The sequence below is a fragment of the Methylibium sp. Pch-M genome (genome assembly GCF_004136295.1).
GTDB classification, from domain to species: Bacteria; Pseudomonadota; Gammaproteobacteria; order Burkholderiales; family Burkholderiaceae_C; genus Methylibium; species Methylibium petroleiphilum.
The window spans coordinates 1,424,700-1,444,624 of the sequence record NZ_CP029606.1; the positions used below are offsets into that span (position 1 = coordinate 1,424,700).

General features: G+C 70.6%; 18 protein-coding genes. 4 read left to right on the forward strand and 14 right to left on the reverse strand.

Annotated features, from left to right (window positions below; all coding sequences use genetic code 11):
* Positions 1 to 2 precede the first annotated feature (2 nt).
* Positions 3 to 1,091, forward strand: a complete 1,089-nt coding sequence (locus tag C1M51_RS06720) for an MBL fold metallo-hydrolase (RefSeq protein ID WP_129448789.1) — start codon at positions 3 to 5, stop codon at positions 1,089 to 1,091.
* A 27-nt stretch (positions 1,092 to 1,118) separates the two neighbouring features.
* On the opposite strand, the gene C1M51_RS06725 is transcribed toward C1M51_RS06720, so the two are convergent.
* From C1M51_RS06725 to C1M51_RS06745, 5 genes are all read right to left on the reverse strand, one after another.
* Positions 1,119 to 1,853 (reverse strand): GntR family transcriptional regulator, encoded by a 735-nt coding sequence (locus C1M51_RS06725; protein ID WP_129448790.1) that lies wholly within the window; start codon positions 1,851 to 1,853, stop codon positions 1,119 to 1,121.
* Between the two features lie 17 nt (positions 1,854 to 1,870).
* The gene (locus C1M51_RS06730; protein WP_129448791.1) at positions 1,871 to 2,755 is read right to left on the reverse strand and encodes an ABC transporter permease; all 885 of its coding nucleotides are present in this window, start codon (positions 2,753 to 2,755) and stop codon (positions 1,871 to 1,873) included.
* A gap of 1 nt (position 2,756) precedes the next feature.
* The gene (locus tag C1M51_RS06735) at positions 2,757 to 3,641 is read right to left on the reverse strand and encodes an ABC transporter permease (RefSeq protein ID WP_129448792.1); all 885 of its coding nucleotides are present in this window, start codon (positions 3,639 to 3,641) and stop codon (positions 2,757 to 2,759) included.
* Positions 3,642 to 3,798: 157 nt separating this feature from the next.
* Positions 3,799 to 5,046, reverse strand: coding sequence for a PotD/PotF family extracellular solute-binding protein (locus tag C1M51_RS06740; protein WP_129448793.1), 1,248 nt, complete (start codon positions 5,044 to 5,046; stop codon positions 3,799 to 3,801).
* Between the two features lie 34 nt (positions 5,047 to 5,080).
* Positions 5,081 to 6,076 (reverse strand): ABC transporter ATP-binding protein, encoded by a 996-nt coding sequence (locus tag C1M51_RS06745; protein ID WP_129448794.1) that lies wholly within the window; start codon positions 6,074 to 6,076, stop codon positions 5,081 to 5,083.
* A 210-nt stretch (positions 6,077 to 6,286) separates the two neighbouring features.
* On the opposite strand from C1M51_RS06745, the gene C1M51_RS06750 reads away from it, so the two are divergent.
* Positions 6,287 to 7,018: an aspartate/glutamate racemase family protein gene (locus C1M51_RS06750; RefSeq protein ID WP_129448795.1), complete on the forward strand. Its 732-nt coding sequence runs from the start codon at positions 6,287 to 6,289 to the stop codon at positions 7,016 to 7,018.
* 19 nt (positions 7,019 to 7,037) lie between these two features.
* On the opposite strand, the gene C1M51_RS06755 is transcribed toward C1M51_RS06750, so the two are convergent.
* The 9 genes from C1M51_RS06755 to C1M51_RS06795 all read right to left on the reverse strand — a co-directional run bounded on the left by C1M51_RS06755 (position 7,038) and on the right by C1M51_RS06795 (position 17,615).
* Positions 7,038 to 8,000, reverse strand: coding sequence for a M48 family metallopeptidase (locus C1M51_RS06755; RefSeq protein ID WP_129448796.1), 963 nt, complete (start codon positions 7,998 to 8,000; stop codon positions 7,038 to 7,040).
* 49 nt (positions 8,001 to 8,049) lie between these two features.
* Positions 8,050 to 8,814, reverse strand: coding sequence for a 1-acyl-sn-glycerol-3-phosphate acyltransferase (locus tag C1M51_RS06760; RefSeq protein ID WP_129452115.1), 765 nt, complete (start codon positions 8,812 to 8,814; stop codon positions 8,050 to 8,052).
* A 116-nt stretch (positions 8,815 to 8,930) separates the two neighbouring features.
* Positions 8,931 to 9,563 carry a D-glycero-beta-D-manno-heptose 1,7-bisphosphate 7-phosphatase gene (gene gmhB, locus C1M51_RS06765; protein ID WP_129448797.1) on the reverse strand — a complete coding sequence of 211 codons (633 nt, stop codon included), beginning with the start codon at positions 9,561 to 9,563 and terminating at the stop codon, positions 8,931 to 8,933.
* A gap of 1 nt (position 9,564) precedes the next feature.
* A complete protein-coding gene (gene glyS, locus C1M51_RS06770) occupies positions 9,565 to 11,682 on the reverse strand; it encodes a glycine--tRNA ligase subunit beta (protein ID WP_129448798.1) in 2,118 nt (705 codons plus the stop codon).
* Positions 11,679 to 12,635 carry a glycine--tRNA ligase subunit alpha gene (glyQ, locus tag C1M51_RS06775; RefSeq protein ID WP_129448799.1) on the reverse strand — a complete coding sequence of 319 codons (957 nt, stop codon included), beginning with the start codon at positions 12,633 to 12,635 and terminating at the stop codon, positions 11,679 to 11,681. Before glyQ ends, glyS begins: the two co-directional genes overlap by 4 nt.
* 143 nt (positions 12,636 to 12,778) lie before the next feature.
* Positions 12,779 to 14,242, reverse strand: a complete 1,464-nt coding sequence (locus C1M51_RS06780; protein WP_129448800.1) for a cytochrome P450 — start codon at positions 14,240 to 14,242, stop codon at positions 12,779 to 12,781.
* Positions 14,243 to 14,302: 60 nt separating this feature from the next.
* Positions 14,303 to 15,040: a hypothetical protein gene (locus C1M51_RS06785; RefSeq protein ID WP_129448801.1), complete on the reverse strand. Its 738-nt coding sequence runs from the start codon at positions 15,038 to 15,040 to the stop codon at positions 14,303 to 14,305.
* 89 nt (positions 15,041 to 15,129) lie between these two features.
* Positions 15,130 to 16,710, reverse strand: a complete 1,581-nt coding sequence (gene lnt / locus C1M51_RS06790; RefSeq protein ID WP_129448802.1) for an apolipoprotein N-acyltransferase — start codon at positions 16,708 to 16,710, stop codon at positions 15,130 to 15,132.
* Positions 16,707 to 17,615, reverse strand: a complete 909-nt coding sequence (locus tag C1M51_RS06795; protein WP_129448803.1) for an HlyC/CorC family transporter — start codon at positions 17,613 to 17,615, stop codon at positions 16,707 to 16,709. The genes lnt and C1M51_RS06795 overlap by 4 nt, the downstream gene beginning before the upstream one ends.
* A 175-nt stretch (positions 17,616 to 17,790) precedes the next feature.
* On the opposite strand from C1M51_RS06795, the gene C1M51_RS06800 reads away from it, so the two are divergent.
* Both C1M51_RS06800 and dksA read left to right on the forward strand, forming a co-directional pair.
* Entirely contained in the window at positions 17,791 to 18,834 is a 1,044-nt protein-coding gene (locus C1M51_RS06800; RefSeq protein WP_011830960.1) for a GTP-binding protein, read from the forward strand.
* 137 nt (positions 18,835 to 18,971) lie between these two features.
* A complete protein-coding gene (dksA, locus tag C1M51_RS06805; protein ID WP_129448804.1) occupies positions 18,972 to 19,886 on the forward strand; it encodes an RNA polymerase-binding protein DksA in 915 nt (304 codons plus the stop codon).
* The last annotated feature ends 39 nt before the right edge of the window (positions 19,887 to 19,925 follow it).

The following is a 19,925-nucleotide window of genomic DNA, read 5'->3' on the forward strand; positions in this document are numbered from 1 at the left end:
CGATGAACGCTCTCGAACACCAATTGGGCTACCCGTTCGGCGATGCCCTGCCGGCGCTGGGCGGCGCCCTCGATGTCGCCCCGGGCGTGAAGTGGGTGCGGATGCGGCTGCCGTTCGCGCTGGACCACATCAACCTCTGGCTGCTGCGCGACCGGATCGAGAGCCCGGACGGCCCGGTGGAAGGCTGGGCCATCGTCGACTGCGGCATCGGCGACGACACCACCCGCGCCGCCTGGGAGCAGGTGTTCGCCGACCACCTGGACGGCCTGCCGGTGCTGCGCGTGATCGTGACCCACATGCACCCGGACCACATCGGGCTGGCCGACTGGCTGACCACGCGCTGGAGCGTGGTCGGGCGCGACTGCCCGCTGTGGATCAGCGCGACCGACTGGAACGCTGCGCGGATCGCCTGCCGCAGCACCACCGGCGTCGGCGGCGACGAAGCGGCGGCCCACTTCGCGCGCCATGGCGTGACCGACGCCGACGCGCTGCAGAAGATCCGCCGGCGCTCGAACTACTACGCCTCGATGGTGCCCTCGGTGCCGCAGCGCTACCACCGCCTGCTCGATGGCGAGACGCTGCGCGTCGGCGACCATGGCTGGCGCTGCCACGTCGGCTACGGCCATGCGCCGGAGCACATCGCGCTGCACTGCGAGGCGCTCGGCGTGCTGATCTCGGGTGACATGGTGCTGCCGCGCATCAGCACCAACGTCAGCGTGCTCGACTTCGAACCCGAGGCCGACCCGCTGCGGCTCTACCTCGAGTCGATCGAGCGGATGCGCGCGCTGCCGCCCGACACGCTGGTGCTGCCAGCCCATGGCCGCCCCTTCACCGGCCTGCACACCCGCGTCGACCAGTTGCGCGACCACCATGCCGAACGCTTCGCCGACGTGCTGGCCGCCTGCGCCGCCGCCCCGAAGACGGCGACCGAGCTGCTGCCGGTGCTGTTCAAGCGCCCGCTCGACCTGCACCAGACCACCTTCGCGCTGGGCGAGGCGATCGCCCACCTGCACGCGCTGTGGTTCGACGGGCGGCTGGTGCGTCAGGTGGACCGTGCGAGTGGCGTCTACCGCTTCGCCGTCGCCGGCTGACGAGAACGGCCCGACCCGCACCCCCCGTCAGGTGCCGTCGCCGCGGTAGGCGCTGAACACGTCGCGCAGCGCGGGCACCGCCGGGGATGCCGGCTGCGACAGCGAGCGTTCGATCTCATTGAGATGGCGGCGCATCTCCGTCGCCGCGGCGCCCGCCCCGTCTCGCTCCAGGCCCGCCAGCAGACGGCGGTGGCTGTGCGCGACGCACATGGGCTCGCCCGGCGCCTTGTACAGCGCCATCAGCAGCGAGGTGGTCGGCAGCAGTTCCTCCAGCAACCGCAGGAAGATCGGGTTGCCGCTCAGGCGCGCGAGTTCGAGGTGGAAGCGGCCGGACAGGCGGATCGCCTCCTGCTTGTTCTGCGAACGCGTCGCACGCTCCTCGGCCGCCACCAGCGCGCGCAGCTCGGTCAGTTGCGTGGCGTTCAGCTTGCCGGCGAGGCGACGCACCACCTCGCACTCGACGACGCGGCGGGCGTCGAACACGTGCTCGCCGTCGCGCCGCGTCGGCTCGGGCACGCGGGCGCCACGGTTGGGCTGCAGCACGATGATGCCGTCCTGCGCCAGCCGGTGCAGCGCCTGGCGCACCACCGTGCGCGAGACCGCGAAGGCCTGCGCCAGCTCCTCCTCGCGCAGCCGCGTGCCGGGCGGCAGGCGCTGGTCGATCACGGCGGCATAGACGGCCTCGTAGACGCGATCGGTCGGCAGCGTCGGCGCGGCTGCCTGCGGGTGGGGGGCGGCGCCGGTGCCGCGTCGCTGGCTCATGCGCCGCGGCGCGGGCGTCAGCCGGCGCGCCGGCCGCCGCGGCGGCGCAGCGCGGCCGCGCCGAGCAGCGCCAGGCCCACCACCAACAGCGAGATGCCGGTGGTCACGGTGCCCAGCGCGTAGATCGACGGCGTGGTGACGGTGGTGGTCAGGCCCTGCAGTTCCAGCGGCAGGGTGTTGAGATCGCCGATCGCCTGCGAGGAGCGCGCGATCTCGTCCCAGCTCAGCGTGAAGCCGAACATGCCGATGCCCACCACCGACGGCCCGATCAGCGGCAGCACCACGTGGCGGAAGGTCTGCCACGGCGTCGCGCCCTGGTCGCGCGCCGCCTCCTCGTAGGCCGGGTTGAAGCGGTTGAACACCGCGAACATGATCAGCAGGCCGAACGGCAGCGTCCAGGTCAGGTGGGCGCCGAGGCCGGAGGTGTAGAGGCCCAGCGAGGTGGTGTAGCTCTCCAGCGTGGCGGTCGCGCCCACCGCCTCCAGCAGCCACTTGATGCCGCCGTCGAGCAGCCGGAACTGCAGGCCGATGCCGAGCGAGACGATGATCGACGGCATGATCAGGCTGGCCACGGTCACGTAGAACAGCGCGTCGGCACCGGCCAGGCGCTTGCGGAAGGCCAGCCCGGCGCTCAGCGCCAGCAGCACCGTCAGCACCATCACCACCGCGCCGAGCGCGAGCGAGCGGCGCAGCGCGGCGCCGATGTCGACGACGCCCAGGCCTTTCCAGAGCTCCTGGTACCAGTGCAGCGACAGGCCGCGCATCGGCAGCGTCAACCCGCCCTCGGGGCCCTGGAAGCTCAGCACGAAGATCGTGATCACCGGGCCGTAGAGGAACAGCACGAACAGGGCGAACACGCAGGCCAGCGGCCAGAAGCCCTTGGAGCGGCGGTCGCGGTGCATCTCAGAGCTCTTTCCGCAGGTTCACCAGCCGCGTCAGCGCGACGATGATCATCAGCACCACCGCCAGCAGCACCACCGCGTTGGCGGCGGCCAGCGGGAACTGCAGGTAGGAGGTCTGCACCTGGATCACCTTGCCGACGGAGGCGATCTGCTGGCCGCCCATCACGCCGACGGTCACGAAATCGCCCATCACGATGGTGATGACGAAGATCGAGCCGATCAGGATGCCGGTGCGCGACAGCGGCACGATCACGTTCCACAGCGTCTGCCAGCCGGAGGCGCCGCAGTCGTCGGCCGCCTCGAGCAGCGAACGGTCGATGCGCATCATCGAGTTGAAGATCGGCACCAGCATGAACATCGTGTACAGGTGCACGAAGGCCAGCACCACCGAGAACTCCGAGAACAGCAGCCAGTCGACCGGCTGGTCGACCACCCCCAGCCCCATCAAGCCCTGGTTGACCAGCCCGTTGCGGCCGAGCAGCGGCACCCACGAGATCATGCGGATGACGTTGCTGGTCCAGAACGGGATGGTGCAGATGACGAACAGCAGCGTCTGCATGCCGGGCGAGCGCACGTGGAAGGCCAGGAAGTAGGCGATCGTGAAGCCGATCAGCAGCGCGGCGGCCCAGGTCAGCAGTGAGAAGCGCAGCGTCGACCCGTAGGTCTTCAGCGTCACGCAGGGCTCGGCCAGGTTGCTGCAGCCCTCGAAGATCGACACGTAGTTCTGGCCGGTGAAGCCCGGGATCAGCTCGTAGTCGCTGGTCGGCCAGAAACTCACCGCCCCGATCAGCAGCAGCGGCGCGACGAAGAAGAACGCGAACACCGCCCCGAACGGCAGCGCCTGCAGCCACGCTGGCGGCCCCCCTCCGAGCGTCCCGGACTTCATGCCCAAGACCTCCCCGTCCCCTGACGCTCGGGACAACCCGCAAGGCGAGCGCAGCGACGCCGCCCCCCGAGCGGCCGCCGCGGATCCGGCTCCGCCGGTCCGCCAGCGGCGCCCCCCTGGGGGGGAGCGGCGTCAGCCGCAACGGGGGGGGACGTCATCACGCCGCCACGAACTCGTTCCACTTCTGGACCATGTAGGTGTTCTCGTCCATCAGCGCGTTCCAGCACGCGATGCCGCCCATGCGCTGCTCGTAGGAGCCGCCGTCGCGCTTGCTGCCGGCCTTGGCCAGCAGGTCGCCGTTGGGCGACTTGATGTCCTTCTCGGCCGCCTTGCCTTCCATCCAGTAGGCCCACTCGTAGGCTTCCATCTTGGCCTTGGCGGTCTCCAGCACGGCGCTGTAGTAGCCCTGGCGGTTCAGGTAGGCACCGGCCCAGCCATCGAGGAACCAGTTGATGAACTCGTAGGTGGCGTCGAGCTTCTTGCCGCTCGAAGTGGCCGGGACGCCGAAGCCCGCCGCCCAGGCGCGGTAGCCCTCCTTCAGCGGCTGGAACACGCAGTCGATGCCCTTGGTGCGCACCGCGGTGACGGCCGGCGACCACATCGACTGGATCACCACCTCGCCGGAGGCCATCAGGTTCACGCTCTCGTTGAAGTCCTTCCACAGCGAGCGGAACTGGCCGGCCTTCTTGGCCTCGATCAGGGTCTTGATCGTGAGGTCGATCTCCTTCTTGGTCATGTTGCCCTTGTCGGGGTACTTGTAGAGCCCCTTGGCCTCCACGACCATCGCCGCGTCCATGATGCCGATCGACGGGATGTTGAGGATCGCGGCCTTGCCCTTGAACTCCGGGTTCAGCAGCTCGGCCCAGCTGTCGATCGGGCGCTTGATCAGGTCGGGCCGGATGCCCAGCGTGTCGGCGTTGTAGACCGTGGGGATCAAGCTCATGAACTGCGTCGGCGCCTTGGCGAACACCTTGCTCTTCTCGCCTTCCAGGTAGATCACCTTCTTCGGTGCCGTGCCCTGGTCGCCGACCGCCTTGCCGCCCACCATGCCGGTGGTGAAAAGCGTGGTGATCTTGTCGGCGTTCTTGATGCGCTTGGTGTCGATGCCCTTCAGGTTGCCGGTCGGCACGATCTTCTTCAGCGAGAAGTACTCGGTGTCGATCAGGTCGAAGCTGTTCGGCGAAGTCACCGCGCGCTTGGTCACCTCGTCGGTGTTGACGGCGATGTACTGGATGGCGATGCCGGTGTCGGCCTTGAACTTCTCGGCGATGGCCTTGTCCTGGTTCACCGCGGTGCCCAGATAACGCAGCGTGATCTTCTCCTGCGCGTGGATGGCGGGGAACAGGCCGGTGGCGAGGATGCCCGCGGTGCCCTGGAGCAGCTGGCGGCGACGGATTTCGGACATGGTGGTGTTCTCCTGGGAGGGAAAGAGGGCCGGCTCAGGCAGCCAGCGGATGCACGTCGGCGGCGTCCCAGTGGGCGCAGGCGCTGTCACCAGGCCGCCAGGGCTGGGCCTCGAAGGCGGCCTCGGGCAGCACGACGTTGAACTCGTCGACCGCCGCGCTGTGCAGCGTCAGCAGCACATAGGTGCCCTGGTACTCGGTGGCGCGCACGGTGGCCGGCAGCACGGTGTCACCGGCCGGCAGCGGCTCGCGGCTCAGGCGCGTCTTGTCGGCCCGCACCGCCACCAGGCCGCGCGACGAGGGAATGACGTTGTGGCCGCCCATGAAGCGCGCCACGAACTCGCTGCGCGGTGCGTTGAACACGCTGTGTGGCGAGCCGTCCTGCTCGATGCGGCCCTGGCTCATCACCACCACCTGATCGGCCAGCGCCATCGCCTCCTCCTGCGAGTGCGTGACGTGGATGAAGGTCATGCCCAGCGAGGTCTGCCAGCCCTTGAGCTCGGCGCGCATCTTGATGCGCAGGAAGGGATCGAGCGCCGACAGCGGCTCGTCGAGCAACAGGACCTTGGGTTCGGTGATCAGTGCACGCGCCAGCGCCACGCGCTGCTGCTGGCCGCCCGACAGTTCGGCCGGCTTGCGGTGCGCCAGGTGACCGAGCGACACGCGCTCCAGCAGGTCGGCCGCCTTCTTCTGGCGCGCGGCCTTGTCGACGCCGCGCATCTTCAGGCTGAAGGCGACGTTGTCGAGCGCGCTCAGGTGCGGGAACAGCGCGTAGCTCTGGAACATCATCGCGGTGCCGCGCTCGGACGCCGGCAGGTTGGTGATGTTGCGGCCGCCGAGCACGATGTCGCCCTCGCTCGCCAGCTCATGCCCGGCGATCATGCGCAGCGTGGACGTCTTGCCGCAGCCCGAGGGCCCGAGCAGACAGCAGTAGCTGCCGGCGGCGATCTTCAGGTCGATCCCGGCGACGGCGACCGCGTCGCCGTAGCGCTTGACCAGGTGAACGAGTTCCAGGTCGGTGCGTGGGTTCATGGCCCAGCCGGTACGCAAAGCATGTGCCAGGCGACGCGGCCGGCCCCGCCACGGCGGCTCTGCCGGCCGCGACGCCCGGGTGCGGTCCTTGCACGCGCCACGCGAGGTGCGGCGGGCGCCCGCTCGACCGACCTCAGGCGCGCACCATCGCTGGTCCCCCCGCGCGTTTTGTATGCAAAACGCACTGATCCTGTTCACGAGATGCATCCCATGAAGCTGCTGCTCATCAACCCCAACAGCTCCGCCGGCATGACCGCAGGCATCGCCGACGCGGCGCGCGCGGTGGCCGCCGCGGGCACCGAAGTGATCGCCACCCAGCCCGGCTTCGGGCCGGCGTCGATCGAGGGCCACTACGACGAGGTGTTCGCCGCCGCCGGCGTGGCCGAACAGGTGCGGCAGGCCGCGCCGCTGGCGCCCGACGCGGTGCTGATCGCCTGCTTCGGCGACCCTGGCCTCGACGCGGCCCGCGAGGCGACCGACGCACCGGTGCTGGGCACCGCCGAGGCGGCCTTCCACGTCGCCTCGATGCTGGCCACCGGCTTCTCGGTCGTCACGACGATGACGCGCACCTGCGTGATCGCCGAGCACCTGGTGCTGAAGTACGGCTTCGAGCGACGCTGCCGCGGCATCCACGGCACCGACATCCCGGTGCTCGCGCTCGAGGAAGCCGGCGACGCGCTGCTGGCGCAGATCGAGGCGAGCGCGCGCACCGCGCTGGCGCAGGACCGCAGCGGCGCCATCGTGCTGGGCTGCGCCGGCATGGCCGGGCTGTGCGGCACGCTGCAGCAGCGCCTGGGCGTGCCGGTGATCGACGGCGTGGCCGCGGCCGTCAAGCTGGCCGAGGCGCTGGTCGGGCTGGGGCTGCGCACCAGCAAGCACGGCGATTACGCCACGCCGCTGCCCAAGCTCTATCGGGGCTGGGCCGGGCCGCTGGGCTGGTAGCCCGACGCCCGCCCGCGCGTCAGTCGAACGCCGGCACCATCTCGTGGCGCAGCGCGCCGCGGGCCGTGTCGAGATCGGGAATGACCGAGCGCACCACGTCCCAGAAGCGCGGGCTGTGGTTCATCTCGCGCAGGTGGGCGAGTTCGTGCGCCACCACGTAGTCGATGGTGGGCAGCGCGAAGTGGATGAGGCGCCAGTTCAGGCGCACCGAACCGTCGGCGCTGGCGCTGCCCCAGCGCGTCTGGGCGGAGCTCAGCGCCAGCCGGCGCACCTGCACCTTCAGGCGCGGCGCGAAGTGGCTGCAGCGTTCCTCGAACAGGCGTTTCGCCTGACGCTGCAGCCAGGCCTGCACCACGTCGCGGATCTGCTCGGGCGCGGCGCTGTGCGGCAGGCCGATGTGCAGCGTCAGGCGCGGCACGCCGGGCAGCGCCGCGGCGTCGCTGTTGAGCACCGCGCCGGTGGCGCGCGGGTCGAGCACGAGGATCAGCGTCTCGCCGAGGAAGGGCAGGCTGGCGCCGTCGCGCCACTCGATGCGCGAGGCGGCGTGCTTCTGCGCACGCTCGTGCTGCTCGACCAGCTTGGCCTGGATCCAGGCCGCCTTCTCGCGCAACGCGGCGTCGATCTCGCTGCGGCCGACCCAGCGCGGCGCGCGCACGCTCAGCCCCTCGGCCGAGACCACCATGCCGATCGAGCGGCGCCGCGCGCGCTGGAATTCATAGGCAATGACGGCGCGACCGAGGTCGATCTCGCGCGACGCGCGCGGGTGGCGGAACAAGGTCGGGCTCAGCGCGGCGCCCTGCGGCCGGGACGGCGCCGGCGGCGCGGCCGGCACGCTGAGGCGGGGCGCCGGCTCCGGCACCGCCAGCGCGGCGGCCTGCGGTGCGGCGGCCGCGGATGCCGCTGGCTCGTCCGGCGCGAACAGCGGCAGGTCGAGCTGGCGAAAGGGGGCGTTGGGGTCGGCCACGGCGGCCCGGCGCGTCATGGGAGGCGAGTATAGAAGCCGGTCATGACGCCGTGGCGCCGGCCGGGGCTCAGTGCGCCACGGCGACGGCCGGGTAGGCCTCGGGGTCGATGCGGCGCATCTCGGCCTCGATCCAGGCCTCCACCTCGCGCATCAGCTCGTCGGGCTGGCGGCCGGTGGAGGGGATGGGGTGGCCGATCACGACGTCGATCACGCCGGGCCGCAGCACGAAGCTCTTGCGCGGCCAGCACTTCGCCGAGCTCACCGCGATCGGCACCACCGGCGTGCCGGTGGTCACCGCGAGCCGCGTGCCGCCGCTCTTGTAGACGCCCTGGTCGCCGCGCGGCGTGCGCGTGCCTTCGGGGAACATGATGACCCAGTTGCCCTGGGCCATGTACTTGCGGCCCTGCTCGGCCACGCGGTTCCAGGCCTCCGTGCGCTTGCTGCGGTCGATGTGGATCATGTCGAGCCGCCCGATCGCCCAGCCGAAGAAGGGGATGTAGAGCAGCTCGCGCTTGAACACGTAGCACAGCGGGTGCGACATCAGCGTGGGGAAGGCGAAGGTCTCCCAGGTGCTCTGGTGCTTGGGCAGCAGGATCACCGGCGAGAGCCGGTCGGCCGGCAGCCGTTCCATGCCCTGCACGCGGTAGCGTACGCCGCAGATCACCCTCGCACCCCAGATCGACAGCCGCAGCCAGCTGATGCAGACCCAGTACACCGGATCACCGCGCACGAAGATCGACAGCAGCAGCGCCACGATGGCGATCGGCACCACCGTGACCGCCATCCACGCGATGAAGACCGCGGAGCGCAGCACCGCCACCACGCGGCTCATCGGACCCCCTTCGTGCTGCGCACTCCGGTATTCGCCCTTGGGACGGCCCGGCGGGCTCATTGGGCCTCCTTCGTGCTGCGCACTCCGGTATTCGCCCTTGGGACGGCCCGGCGGGCTCATGCCCCCAGCGCCCCGGCGTTGCTGTCGGGCACCTCGACGGTGCCGCGCGCGATGGCCCGCTCGTGGCGCTCGCGCTGCACGATGAACTCCGCCGCGGTCGCCAGGTCGGCATGCACCACGGTGCCAGGCACCTGGCGCACGATGTCGGCGATCTGCGCGTCGGTGAGGCCCGCGCACTTGCCGGTGCGCACCAGGTGGGTCTCGCAGCCGACCGCCTGGGCCGCCTGCAGGTCGCGCAGGCTGTCGCCGATGGCGGGCACCCTGGACAGGTCGATGCCGTAGCGGTCGGCGATCTGCGTGAACAGGCCGGGCAGCGGCTTGCGGCAGGCGCAGGCCTCGTCGGGCGCATGCGGGCAGAAGAACACCGCGTCGACGCGGCCGCCCACCTGCGCCAGCCCGAGGTTCATCTTGGCGTGCATCGCGTTGAGCGCCGACATGTCGAACAGCCCGCGGCCCAGGCCAGACTGGTTGGTGGCGATCACCACATGCCAACCGGCATGGTTGAGCCGCGCGATGCCTTCCAGTGCGCCCGGCAGCGCGTGCCACTCTTCGGCCGACTTGACGTACTCGTCGCTGTCGGCGTTGACGGTGCCGTCGCGATCGAGGATGACGAGCTTGGGAGGTTGCATGTCAGGTCGCCAGCTTCGAGAGATCGGCCACGCGGTTCATCGCAGCGTGCAGCGTGGCCAGCAGGCCGAGCCGGTTGGCGCGCAGCGCCGGATCGTCGGCGTTGACCATCACGCCGTCGAAGAAGGCGTCGACCGGCGCCTTCAGTGCGGCGAGCGACTGCAGCGAAGCCGCGTGGTCGCCGCGCGCGAAGGCGGCATCGGCCGCAGGCTTCACCGCCGCCAGCGCCTGTGCCAGCGCGGCCTCGGCCGGCTCCTTCAGCAACGCCGCGTCGACCTTCGGCTCGACCGCGCCGTCCACCTTCTTCAGGATGTTGCCGACCCGCTTGTTCGCCGCAGCGAGCGCCGGCGCCTCGGGCAGCGCCGCGAACGCCCGCACCGCCGCCAGGCGCTGCGCCACCTCGCCCAGCCGCTGCGGGCGCAGCGACAGCACGGCGTCGACTTCCTGCGCACGGTAGCCCTGCTCGCGCAGGCTGCCGGCAAGGCGGTCGAAGATGAAATCGGCCAGCGCCGACGACGCGTCGGCGATCAACGCGCCGAACGCCGGCAAGGCCGTCTTCAGCAGCGCATCGACCTCGAGCGGCAAGGCCTTCTCGGTCAGCATCCGGATCACGCCCAGCGCATGCCGCCGCAGCGCGAACGGATCCTTGTCGCCGGTCGGCAGCTGGCCGATGCCGAACAGGCCGACCAGCGTTTCCAGCTTGTCGGCCAGCGCGACCACGATGCCGACCTCGTTGCGCGGCAGTTCGTCGCCGGCGAAGCGCGGGCGGTAGTGGTCCTCGATCGCGAACGCGATGTCGTCGCCCAGGCCGTCGTGCTGCGCGTAGTAGCGGCCCATGGTGCCCTGCAGCTCGGGGAACTCGCCCACCATGTCGGTCAGCAGGTCGGCCTTGGCGAGCCGTGCGGCCTGGTCGACCTTGGCCGCCAGTGCCTCGCCGCCGAGCTGGCTGCCGATCGCCCGTGCAATGGCCCGCACGCGCTCGACGCGTTCGCCCTGGGTACCGAGCTTGCCGTGGTAGACGACCTTGTCCAGACCGGACACGCGATCCTCGAGCGTCTTCCTGCGGTCCTGGTCGAAGAAGAACTTCGCGTCCGCCAGCCGCGGCCTCACCACGCGCTCGTTGCCGCCGACCACCGCGCCGGGGTCGTCCGGGCTGATGTTGCTGACGATCAGGAACTTGTGGGTGAGCCGTCCCGTCGCATCGAGCAGCGGGAAGTACTTTTGGTTGGCCTTCATCGTGAGGATCAGGCACTCCTGCGGCACCGCCAGGAAGCTTTCCTCGAACTGCCCGAGCAGCACGTTGGGCCGCTCCACCAGTGCGGTCACCTCGTCCAGCAGCGCCGGGTCGTCGATCGGCACCAGGCCTTCCTTCGAGGCCGCGGCCTGCAGCTGGCGCGCGATCTCGCCGTGGCGCGCCGCGAAGCTGGCGATCACCGCGCCCTGGTCCTGCAGCTGCTGCGCGTAGTGGTCGGCGTGCTGCAGCACCACCGGGTCCATCTGCGCCTCGAAGCGGTGGCCGTGCGTCTCGCGGCGCGACTCGAGCCCGAGCGCGGCCACCGGCACCAGGTCGGCGCCGTGCAGCGCCACCAGGCCGTGGGCCGGGCGCACGAACTGCACGCTGGCCCAGCCCGGCAGCTCGCCGGTCTCGAGCTGGTAGCTCATCAGCTTGGGGATCGGCAGCTTCGCCAGCGCCTCGAGCAGCGCCTTCTGCAGCCCGGCGGCCAACATCGCGCCGGGCACCAGGCTGTCGAAGAACAGCGCCTCGGCCTTGCCGTCCGGGCGGCGCTCCAGCCGCGGCAGCGCCGAGGCGTCGGCACCCAGCGCGGCGAGCTTCTTCAGCAGCGCCGGCGTGGGCTGGCCGTCGGCCGTCAGGCCCACGCTCACCGGCATCAGCTTCTGCGACACCGCCTTGTCGGGTGCAGCCGGCAGCACCGCACTGATGTGCGCCGCCAGCCGCCGCGGCGAGGCGAAGGGGGTGGTGGCCGAGTGCTCGGTGGCCAGGCCCTGGGCCTTCAGGCTCTCGGCCAGCGTCTGGGCGAAGGATTCGCCGAGCTTCTTCAGCGCCTTCGGCGGCAGTTCCTCGACAAACAGCTCGACGAGCAGGTTCTTGGTGTCGCTCATGCCCGGGCCGCCTGTTCCGCGTTCTCGACCTTGGCGGGCTTGCGGGCGGCTTCGCCCGCCTTCTCGATCTCGGCCACCCACTCGCGCGGCGCCATCGGATAACCCAGCCGCGCGCGGCTGTCGACGTAGCTGTGCGCGACCGCGCGCGCCAGGTTGCGGATGCGGCCGATGTAGGCGGCCCGCTCGGTGACGCTGATCGCACCGCGCGCGTCGAGCAGGTTGAAGGTGTGCGCGGCCTTCAGCACCTGCTCGTAGGCGGGCAGCGCGAGCTGCTGCGCCATCAGCTGCTGCGCGTTGCCCTCGTGGGCGCCGAACGCCGTGAGCAGGAAGTCGACGTTGCTGTGCTCGAAGTTGTAGGCGCTCTGCTCCTGCTCGTTCTGCAGGTAGACGTCGCCGTAGCTGAGCCCTTCGGTCCACTGCAGCTTGTAGACGTTGTCCACGCCCTGCAGGTACATCGCCAGGCGCTCCAGGCCGTAGGTGATCTCGCCGGTGATCGGCCGGCAGTCGATGCCGCCGACCTGCTGGAAGTAGGTGAACTGCGTGACTTCCATGCCGTTGAGCCAGACCTCCCAGCCCAGGCCCCAGGCGCCCAGCGTCGGGTTCTCCCAGTCGTCCTCGACGAAGCGGATGTCGTTGACCTTCAGGTCGAAGCCCAGCGCCTCGAGCGAGCCGAGGTAGAGCTCCAGGATGTTGCTCGGCGCCGGCTTGAGCACCACCTGGTACTGGTAGTAGTGCTGCAGGCGGTTGGGGTTCTCGCCGTAGCGGCCGTCCTTGGGCCGTCGGCTCGGCTGCACATAGGCGGCCTTCCAGGGCTCGGGGCCGAGCGCGCGCAGGAAGGTGGCGGTGTGGCTGGTGCCGGCGCCGACTTCCATGTCATAGGGCTGCAGCAGGGCGCAGCCCTGGTCGGCCCAGTACTGCTGCAGGCGCAGGATGATTTGCTGGAAGCTCAGCATCGTGTGATGTCTTGGAGAGGGCGAGCCGCGGCAACGGAGCGCCGCGGCGGAGCCAGGATTCTAGGTGGCCGCTTCGCGCGCCGAGGACGGCCGGCACGCGGCACGGCGCTGCCGGTTGCGCGGCCGGCCCGCGGTCCGTGCGATCACCCCCGCACCCGCTCCGCCAGCCGCATCTTCAGCCCGACCGGGAACATCGTGAAGGCCATGCGCTCGCCCGGCACCCCGCCGCCTTCGGGGCCGACTTCGAGCAGTTCGAAGTTGCGCGCCAGCATGCCCAGCACCATCTTCATCTCCAGCAGCGCGAGGTAGCGGCCGGGGCACAGGCGGGGGCCGGCGCCGAACGGCATCGAGGCCTTCTGCACGGCCCGTTCTGCGCCGTCTTGCCAGCGGCCCGGCCGGAAGTCCGCCACGTCCTCGGCCAGCCGGGCATCGAGCGCCGCGCGCCGCATCAGACAGAACACCACGGCGCCGGGCGGCAGGCGGAAGCCGGCAAGTGCCGTCTCGCGGATGGCCTCCATGAACAGCAAGGGCGCCACCGGCTTGAGGCGCATCGCCTCGCCGACGCTGGCCTCGATCGAGGCCAGGCCCCGGGCCGCGTCGAAGCTCGGCGGCAACCGTGCATCGCCGAGTGCGGCGTCCACCTCGGCGACGAGCGCCCGCCAGTCGTCCGGATGTTCGTGCAGCAGCCAGATCGCCCAGCCCAGCGTATTGGCCGTGGTGTCTTCACCGGCCAGCAGCACGGTCAGCACATTGCCGGCCACCTCTTCCTCGGTCAAGGCACTGCCGTCGGCGTCGCGTGCGGCCAGCATCGCCTCCAGCAGGTCGGTCGGCCGCTCGCGGCGCGCCGGCTCGTCCTGCAGGCGCTGCCTCGCGGCCTGCACGAAGCCACGCACTGCCTCGTGCACGCGCCGCAGGTGGCGGTCGTACTCGCGGTCGATCGGCAGCCTCAGGTAATGCCAGTAGGGAAAGGGCAGGTTGACGCGGCGAAACAGCATCGGGAACAACTTGTCCAGGTGCTCCTGCAGCGGATGCGGAGCCTCGATCGTGTTCAGGTCGACGCCGAAGGCCAGGCCGGTCGTGACGTCCACCGTGTAGCGCATCAGCGAGGCCTGCAGGTCGATGGCCTCGCCGCGTCGCGCCGCCTCGCACCACGAGACCCTCAGCCGCTCGGTCACCCGCTGCAGCGATGGGTAGAAGCGCTTCAGGTGACCGGGGTCGAAAGCACTCATCACGAGCCGGCGCTGGCGCCGCCAGTCGTCGCCCTCGGCGGAGAACACGCCGTGGCCGCCGGCCTCGCGGATCACCGCCTCGATCGGCCGCATGCGCCGCCAGGTGTCGGGCCGGTCGCGCAGCAGCGCGGCGATCGTCTCCGCGTCGGAGATCACCAGCACCTCGCGCCGGCCGAGGCGCAGGCGGTAGGTCGGGCCGTGGCGATCGGCCCAGTCCTCGAACTGCCGGTGCAGTCGCGGCAGGTCGAACTGCAGCAGGTTGCCGATCAGCGGCCAGCCCCGCGGCCCCGGCAGCCCGGCCACCGACCTCAGTGGTGCCGCGTCGGCAGCGCGGGCCCTCGCAACGGCAGCGTCATCGGCTTCGTTCGGCTCGCGCATCGTCTCCTCGCGGTCAGCGGACCGGAGGAGTGTGCGCGAATCCGACTGGAGCGGCGCGCCTCAGAAGGGCACCATGGCCTGCAGACGCAGCGTGGCACGAGGCGCCGCACCGCCGGTGCCGAACAGCAGGCCGGCCTCCACCTGCGGGTCCTCGTCGTCGTCGCCGAGCCGGGCGAACACCGCCGGGCCGAGGATGTGCGATTGCTGCGATCGCGGCGCCCAGTGATCCCAGCGCCCCAGGTGCCCGAAGCCCTGGGCGCCCCAGTCCACGGCCGAATCTCCCTGCACGCGCACCTGCCACTGGTAGCCGAACTCGGTGGGCGTGTGCCCGTCGTCGGCATGCAGGCGGCGCTCGAACAGCAGGTTCAGGTTGCCCTGCACCGCACCCCAGCTCGCCTGCAGCAGCGGCCCGTAGCGCAGCTCATAGCCCTCGGAGGACTCGCGCTCGCGCTCGACCTCGACCAGCAGGCCGATCTCGTAGGGCTGCTCGCCGGTGTCGGTGAACTGGAAGCGGTTCTCCCACTCGAGCGAGTGCACGCGGGTCGATTCGCCGAGTTCCCGCCCGAAGTTGACGGTGGCCTCGCTCGACCACCATGGCGTGAAGCCGTACTCGACGCCGAGCTTGCCGCCCCAGAAACTGCGCCCGTTGCGATCCCGGGCGATGCCGGCCTTGCTGTCGATCTCGCGTTCGCCGTGTTCGACGACCGGGCTGAAGATGTAGTCGGCCGGGTCGGCATGAGCGGCCGAGCACACGAATGCAGAGATCATCAACGCAGAAAACTTCAAGCGCAATGTCATGGGAATTTCTCCTGACTTTGCACTGTAGTCGCGCTCCAGGGCGCCACGCACCGCAGCAGTGCGCTGTTCAGCTGCGGTTCAGACCCGATTCAGATTCGGGCCGGATCGCCCCCGCGAGTGCGGCGGCCACGCCACACCGCCAGCGCCACGATCGCCAGCGCCAGGCCCAGCGGCGGCCACAGCCCGTAGCGTCCGGCCCACCACGCGAACGGCGTGAGCCCGTTGCGCCCCTGCACCGTGCCCTCGAGCACGCCGCGGGTGTGCGGCGCCAGCCAGCGGGTGACCTTGCCGCGGTGGTCGATGATGACGGTCGCGCCGGTGTTGGTGGCGCGGATCATCGGCCGCTGCAGTTCGAGCGCGCGCAGGCGCGAGATCTGCAGGTGCTGGTCGATCGCGACCGACTCGCCGAACCAGGCGATGTTGCTGACGTTGGCCAGCACCGTGGGCGCGTCGCCGCCGGGGCCGAAGCGGGCCGCGAGCTCCTCGCCGAACAGGTCTTCGTAGCAGATGTTGGGCGCCACCCGCTCTCCCTTCACGGCGAACGACGGCGCCACCAGCGGCCCGCGGTTGAAGTCACCGAGCGGCATGTTCATCAGGTCGACGAACCAGCGGAAGCCGGGCGGAATGAACTCGCCGAACGGCACGAGGTGGTGCTTGTCGTAGCGGTAGGCGCCCCCGGGCCCGGCGGCAGCGGCGCGCGACAGGCCGGCGACCGAATTGGTGTAGCCGGCCTGCGGGTCGCCGAGCGGCAGGCCGACCAGCGCGGCACGTTCGCCGTCGGCGAAGGCCGCGCGCAGCCCGTCCCACAGCCCCTCCGGCAGTTGCGAGGGCAGCAGCGGGATCGCGGTTTCCGGGGCGACGACGAGGTCGGCGCGCGCCTCGACCATCGTTCGCAGCGTCCACACCAGGTCCTCGGGCTGGCGCTCGGGCGCGAACTTCTCGTCCTGCGCCACGTTGCCCTGCAGCAGCGCGACCGACAGCGTGCCGGCGGGCTCGGTGTGCTGCGGCGGCAGCGTCGGCGGCAGCCACCACAGGGCCAGGGCCGCACCGGCCAGCGCCCAACGGCCCGGCCCCGCGATGGCGAGCGCCGCTGCGGCCAGCGCGGCGAGGCCCGCCGACACCGCGCCGATGCCGTAGACGCCGAGCCAGGGCGCCAGCCCGGCCAGCGCGCTGTCGCTGTGCGCATAGCCGGCCGCGACCCAGGGAAAACCGGTGAAGACGACGCCGCGCGCCAGCTCGGCCAGCAGCCACAGCGCGGCGAACAGCAGCGCGCCACCCCACGGACTGACGGGCCGCCAACGATGCCACGCGGCCATCGCCGCGGCGAGGTAGAGCGACAGAAAGGCGCACAACAGGGCGATCGCCGCCACTGCCAGCCAGGCCGGCAGGCCGCCGTAGCGGTGCAGGCTGATGAACAGCCACCAGGTGCCGCCGGCCAGCCAGGCGATCGAGAAGCTGCCGCCCAGCGCCGCCGCGCGCGCTGGCGTGCGGGCCACACCCACCCGCCACGCCAGCCAGGTCACGGCCGCCAGCTGCAGCCAGCCGGCATCGTGCGGCGCGAACGCGAAGGCGTGCAGGCCCCCCGCCACGGCCATCAGCAGCAGTTCGGTCCCCAGCGGCCATGGCGCCCCGGGCCGACCTGCGGCGGGCGGGGCGGACAGCGGGGTCAAGCCTCGGGCGGCGACGCTGGCGGCGGGCCGTCCGCGCGGGTCACCTTGAACCAGCGAACGGCGCCACCGCGTGCCAGCATCACGGCGAAGCGCAGCCCGCCGACGTCGACCGTCTCGCCGCGGCGCATGACGCGACCGAGCTCGTGCGCCACCAGGCCCCCGATGGTGTCGAAGTCGTCTTCCGGCAGCGTGGTGTCGAACACGGCGTTGACCTCGGCGATGCCGGCGTCTCCGGCGACGCGCTGGCTGCCGTCGGCCAGCGTGAACACGCCGGAGTCGTGGTCCTTGTCGTCGAACTCGTCCTCGATCTCGCCGACGATCTCCTCGAGCACGTCCTCGATGGTGATCAGACCGGCGGTCTTGCCGAACTCGTCGATCACGATGGCCAGGTGGTTGCGGTTGGAGCGGAAGTCGCGCAGCAGCTCGTTCAGGCCCTTGGTCTCGGGCACGAACACCGCCGGGCGCAGCAGCGCGCGCAGGTTCAGCTCGGGCGCCCGGTGCAGCTTGAGCAGGTCCTTGGCCATCAGGATGCCGATGACGTTGTCGCGCTCGCCGTCGTACACCGGGAAGCGCGAGTGGCCGGTGTCGATCACCACCTCCAGCAGCTCGTCGTAGGGGGCACCGATGTCCAGCAGGTCCATGCGCGGCGCCGCCACCATCACGTCGCCGGCGGTCATGTCGGCCATGCGCAGCACGCCCTCGAGCATGATGCGCGACTCCGGCTCGATCAGCTCGCGCAACTCGGCGTCGGCCAGCGTCTCGATCAGTTCGTCCTTGGAATCCGGGCCGGGCGAGAGGAACTCGACGACGCGTTCGAACAGGCTGCGTCGGTCGCCCGCCTTGTCGGCGTGGGGCGCTGCCTTGTCGCCTGCGCGGGCAGGTCGACCTGGTTGAGGCTCGGACACGGGCGGTGCCAAGAGTGGAGGAGCGTCAAGAATACCCCAGCGCCATGACGGGCCCGCGCTGCAGCTACCATCTCGCCCCGGTCAGGCCTGCCGCTTGCTTGACAGCCCCGGGACCTTGATCGACAGTCGCCCACCCTCATGTGTGCGAGTCTCTTCACACGGCCGAGCGTCCACCATGTCACTGATACCTGCCACGATCCTCACGGGCTTTCTCGGCTCCGGCAAGACCACCCTGCTCAAGCGCGTGCTCTCGGAGGCCCACGGCCAGAAGATCGCCGTGATCGAGAACGAGTTCGGCGAGGAGAACATCGACAACGACATCCTCGTGACCGACAGCAAGGAGCAGATCGTCCAGATGAGCAACGGCTGCATCTGCTGCACGATCCGCGAGGACCTGCGCGCGACGCTGACCGACCTGGCTGCGAAGAAGCGCAAGGGCGAGCTCGACTTCGACCGCATCGTGATCGAGACCACCGGCCTGGCCGACCCCGGCCCGGTCGCACAGACCTTCTTCATGGACGACGAGATCGCCGAGAGCTACCTGCTGGACTCGATCCTGACGCTGGTCGATGCCAAGCACGCCGGCCAGCAGCTCGACGACCGGCAGGAGGCGCGCCGCCAGGTGGGGTTCGCCGACCAGATCTTCCTGTCCAAGACCGACCTGGTCGCCAAGGACGCGACCGACGCGCTGATCCACCGCCTCAAGCACATGAACCCCCGTGCGCCGCTGCAGGCGGTGCACTTCGGCGAGGTCCCGCTGAAGGACGTGTTCGACCTGCGCGGCTTCAACCTGAACGCCAAGCTCGACATCGACCCCGATTTCCTGAAGGCCGACGACCACGAGCACCACCATCACGACCATGAACACGGCGAGCACTGCGACCACCCGTCGCACGCGCACGGCCACCACCACGCGCACGACGACGACGTGAAGAGCTTCGTGTTCCGCTCCAACCGCCCGTTCAATCCGGCCAAGCTGGAGGAGTTTCTCGGCACCATGGTCAACGTCTACGGTCCGAGGATGTTGCGCTACAAGGGCGTGCTGCGGGTGCAGGGCTTCGACAAGAAGGTCATCTTCCAGGGCGTGCACCAGTTGATGGGCAGCGACGTCGGCCCGCTGTGGGCGGCCGGGGAGACCCGGGGCAGCAAGATGGTGTTCATCGGCATCGACCTGCCGAAGGACGTCTTCCTCCAGGGGCTGGAGCAATGTCTGGCCTGAAGCGGCCCCTGGCGCCCGGCGCCGCACGTGGCATCGACACCACGTCGCTACAATGCGCGGCGCTTGACCCGGGCACGGCATCCACAGAGCATGCCCGGGTGAGGAAGACGTGAAGCCGCCGTGAGGAGATCCCCGCTGTGAGCAAGACCCCGGCCAAGGCCGCCCCCCGCCCCACCGCCAAGAAGGCGGCAGCGTCGCCGCCCGCCAAGAAGGGCGCTGCGACGAAGACGCCGACGAAGGCGGCGGTGAAGCGACCGCCGGCCAAGCCCGCCGCCAAGCAAGCTCCGAAGAAGGCCGCCGCTCCGGCGGCCGCCGCCAAGACACCGAAGCGGGCCCCCGCCCCGCCCCCTCCTGCCGTGAAGGCGCCCGCCAAGCCGGCAGCGCCCCTCCTTGACAAGAAAGCGACGCCCCCGTCCGTGAGCCAGTCGATCCCTCCCAAAGCGCCTCCTCCGCCGGCACCGGCGAAGCCGGCCACCCGGCTGCGCGCCTCCAAGTCCGTGGCCGCCCCGGCCGACATCCACCCGCCGTCGATTCCGCTGCCGCCGCCGAGCCGGCCGCCGGCCAGCAATGTCATCGACCTGCCGCGTCCGCCGCGCAAGATCGATCCGAAGCTCGCCAACGTCTGGAAGACCAAGGCCGGCCGCGACCTGACCGAGGACGAGCTGTTGTCGATGCCCGACAGCGAGTACATGAACGACAAGCAGCTGGAGTTCTTCCGGACCCGGCTGATGCAGCAGCGCAACGACCTGCTCGACAACGCCGGCGAAACCACCGAGCACCTGCGCGAGGACACGTCGATCGTGCCCGATCCGGCCGACCGGGCGACGATCGAGGAAGAGCACGCGCTGGAGCTGCGCACGCGCGACCGCGAACGCAAGCTGCTGAAGAAGATCTCGCAGTCGATCGCCCGCATCGAGGCCGGCGACTACGGCTTCTGCGACGAGACCGGCGAGCCGATCGGCCTGGGCCGCCTGCTCGCCCGACCGACCGCGACGCTCTCGCTCGAGGCGCAGCAGCGCCGCGAGATGAAGCAGAAGATGTTCGGCGACTGAGCGAACCGTCCCGTCCTCGTCCTTCTACTTCTCCGAACC

What these genes read in the sequence shown, in the direction of transcription:
- gmhB (WP_129448797.1), bottom strand. Translation starts at nt 9,563, where the DNA reads ATGCAACCTCCCAAGCTCGTCATCCTCGATCGCGACGGCACCGTCAAC.
- C1M51_RS06735 (WP_129448792.1), bottom strand. Translation starts at nt 3,641, where the DNA reads ATGAAGTCCGGGACGCTCGGAGGGGGGCCGCCAGCGTGGCTGCAGGCG.
- C1M51_RS06750 (WP_129448795.1), top strand. Translation starts at nt 6,287, where the DNA reads ATGAAGCTGCTGCTCATCAACCCCAACAGCTCCGCCGGCATGACCGCA.
- C1M51_RS06730 (WP_129448791.1), bottom strand. Translation starts at nt 2,755, where the DNA reads ATGCACCGCGACCGCCGCTCCAAGGGCTTCTGGCCGCTGGCCTGCGTG.
- C1M51_RS06785 (WP_129448801.1), bottom strand. Translation starts at nt 15,040, where the DNA reads ATGACATTGCGCTTGAAGTTTTCTGCGTTGATGATCTCTGCATTCGTG.
- glyS (WP_129448798.1), bottom strand. Translation starts at nt 11,682, where the DNA reads ATGAGCGACACCAAGAACCTGCTCGTCGAGCTGTTTGTCGAGGAACTG.
- C1M51_RS06745 (WP_129448794.1), bottom strand. Translation starts at nt 6,076, where the DNA reads ATGAACCCACGCACCGACCTGGAACTCGTTCACCTGGTCAAGCGCTAC.
- C1M51_RS06755 (WP_129448796.1), bottom strand. Translation starts at nt 8,000, where the DNA reads ATGACGCGCCGGGCCGCCGTGGCCGACCCCAACGCCCCCTTTCGCCAG.
- C1M51_RS06725 (WP_129448790.1), bottom strand. Translation starts at nt 1,853, where the DNA reads ATGAGCCAGCGACGCGGCACCGGCGCCGCCCCCCACCCGCAGGCAGCC.
- C1M51_RS06740 (WP_129448793.1), bottom strand. Translation starts at nt 5,046, where the DNA reads ATGTCCGAAATCCGTCGCCGCCAGCTGCTCCAGGGCACCGCGGGCATC.
- C1M51_RS06780 (WP_129448800.1), bottom strand. Translation starts at nt 14,242, where the DNA reads ATGCGCGAGCCGAACGAAGCCGATGACGCTGCCGTTGCGAGGGCCCGC.
- C1M51_RS06800 (WP_011830960.1), top strand. Translation starts at nt 17,791, where the DNA reads ATGTCACTGATACCTGCCACGATCCTCACGGGCTTTCTCGGCTCCGGC.
- C1M51_RS06760 (WP_129452115.1), bottom strand. Translation starts at nt 8,814, where the DNA reads ATGAGCCGCGTGGTGGCGGTGCTGCGCTCCGCGGTCTTCATCGCGTGG.
- glyQ (WP_129448799.1), bottom strand. Translation starts at nt 12,635, where the DNA reads ATGCTGAGCTTCCAGCAAATCATCCTGCGCCTGCAGCAGTACTGGGCC.
- C1M51_RS06720 (WP_129448789.1), top strand. Translation starts at nt 3, where the DNA reads ATGAACGCTCTCGAACACCAATTGGGCTACCCGTTCGGCGATGCCCTG.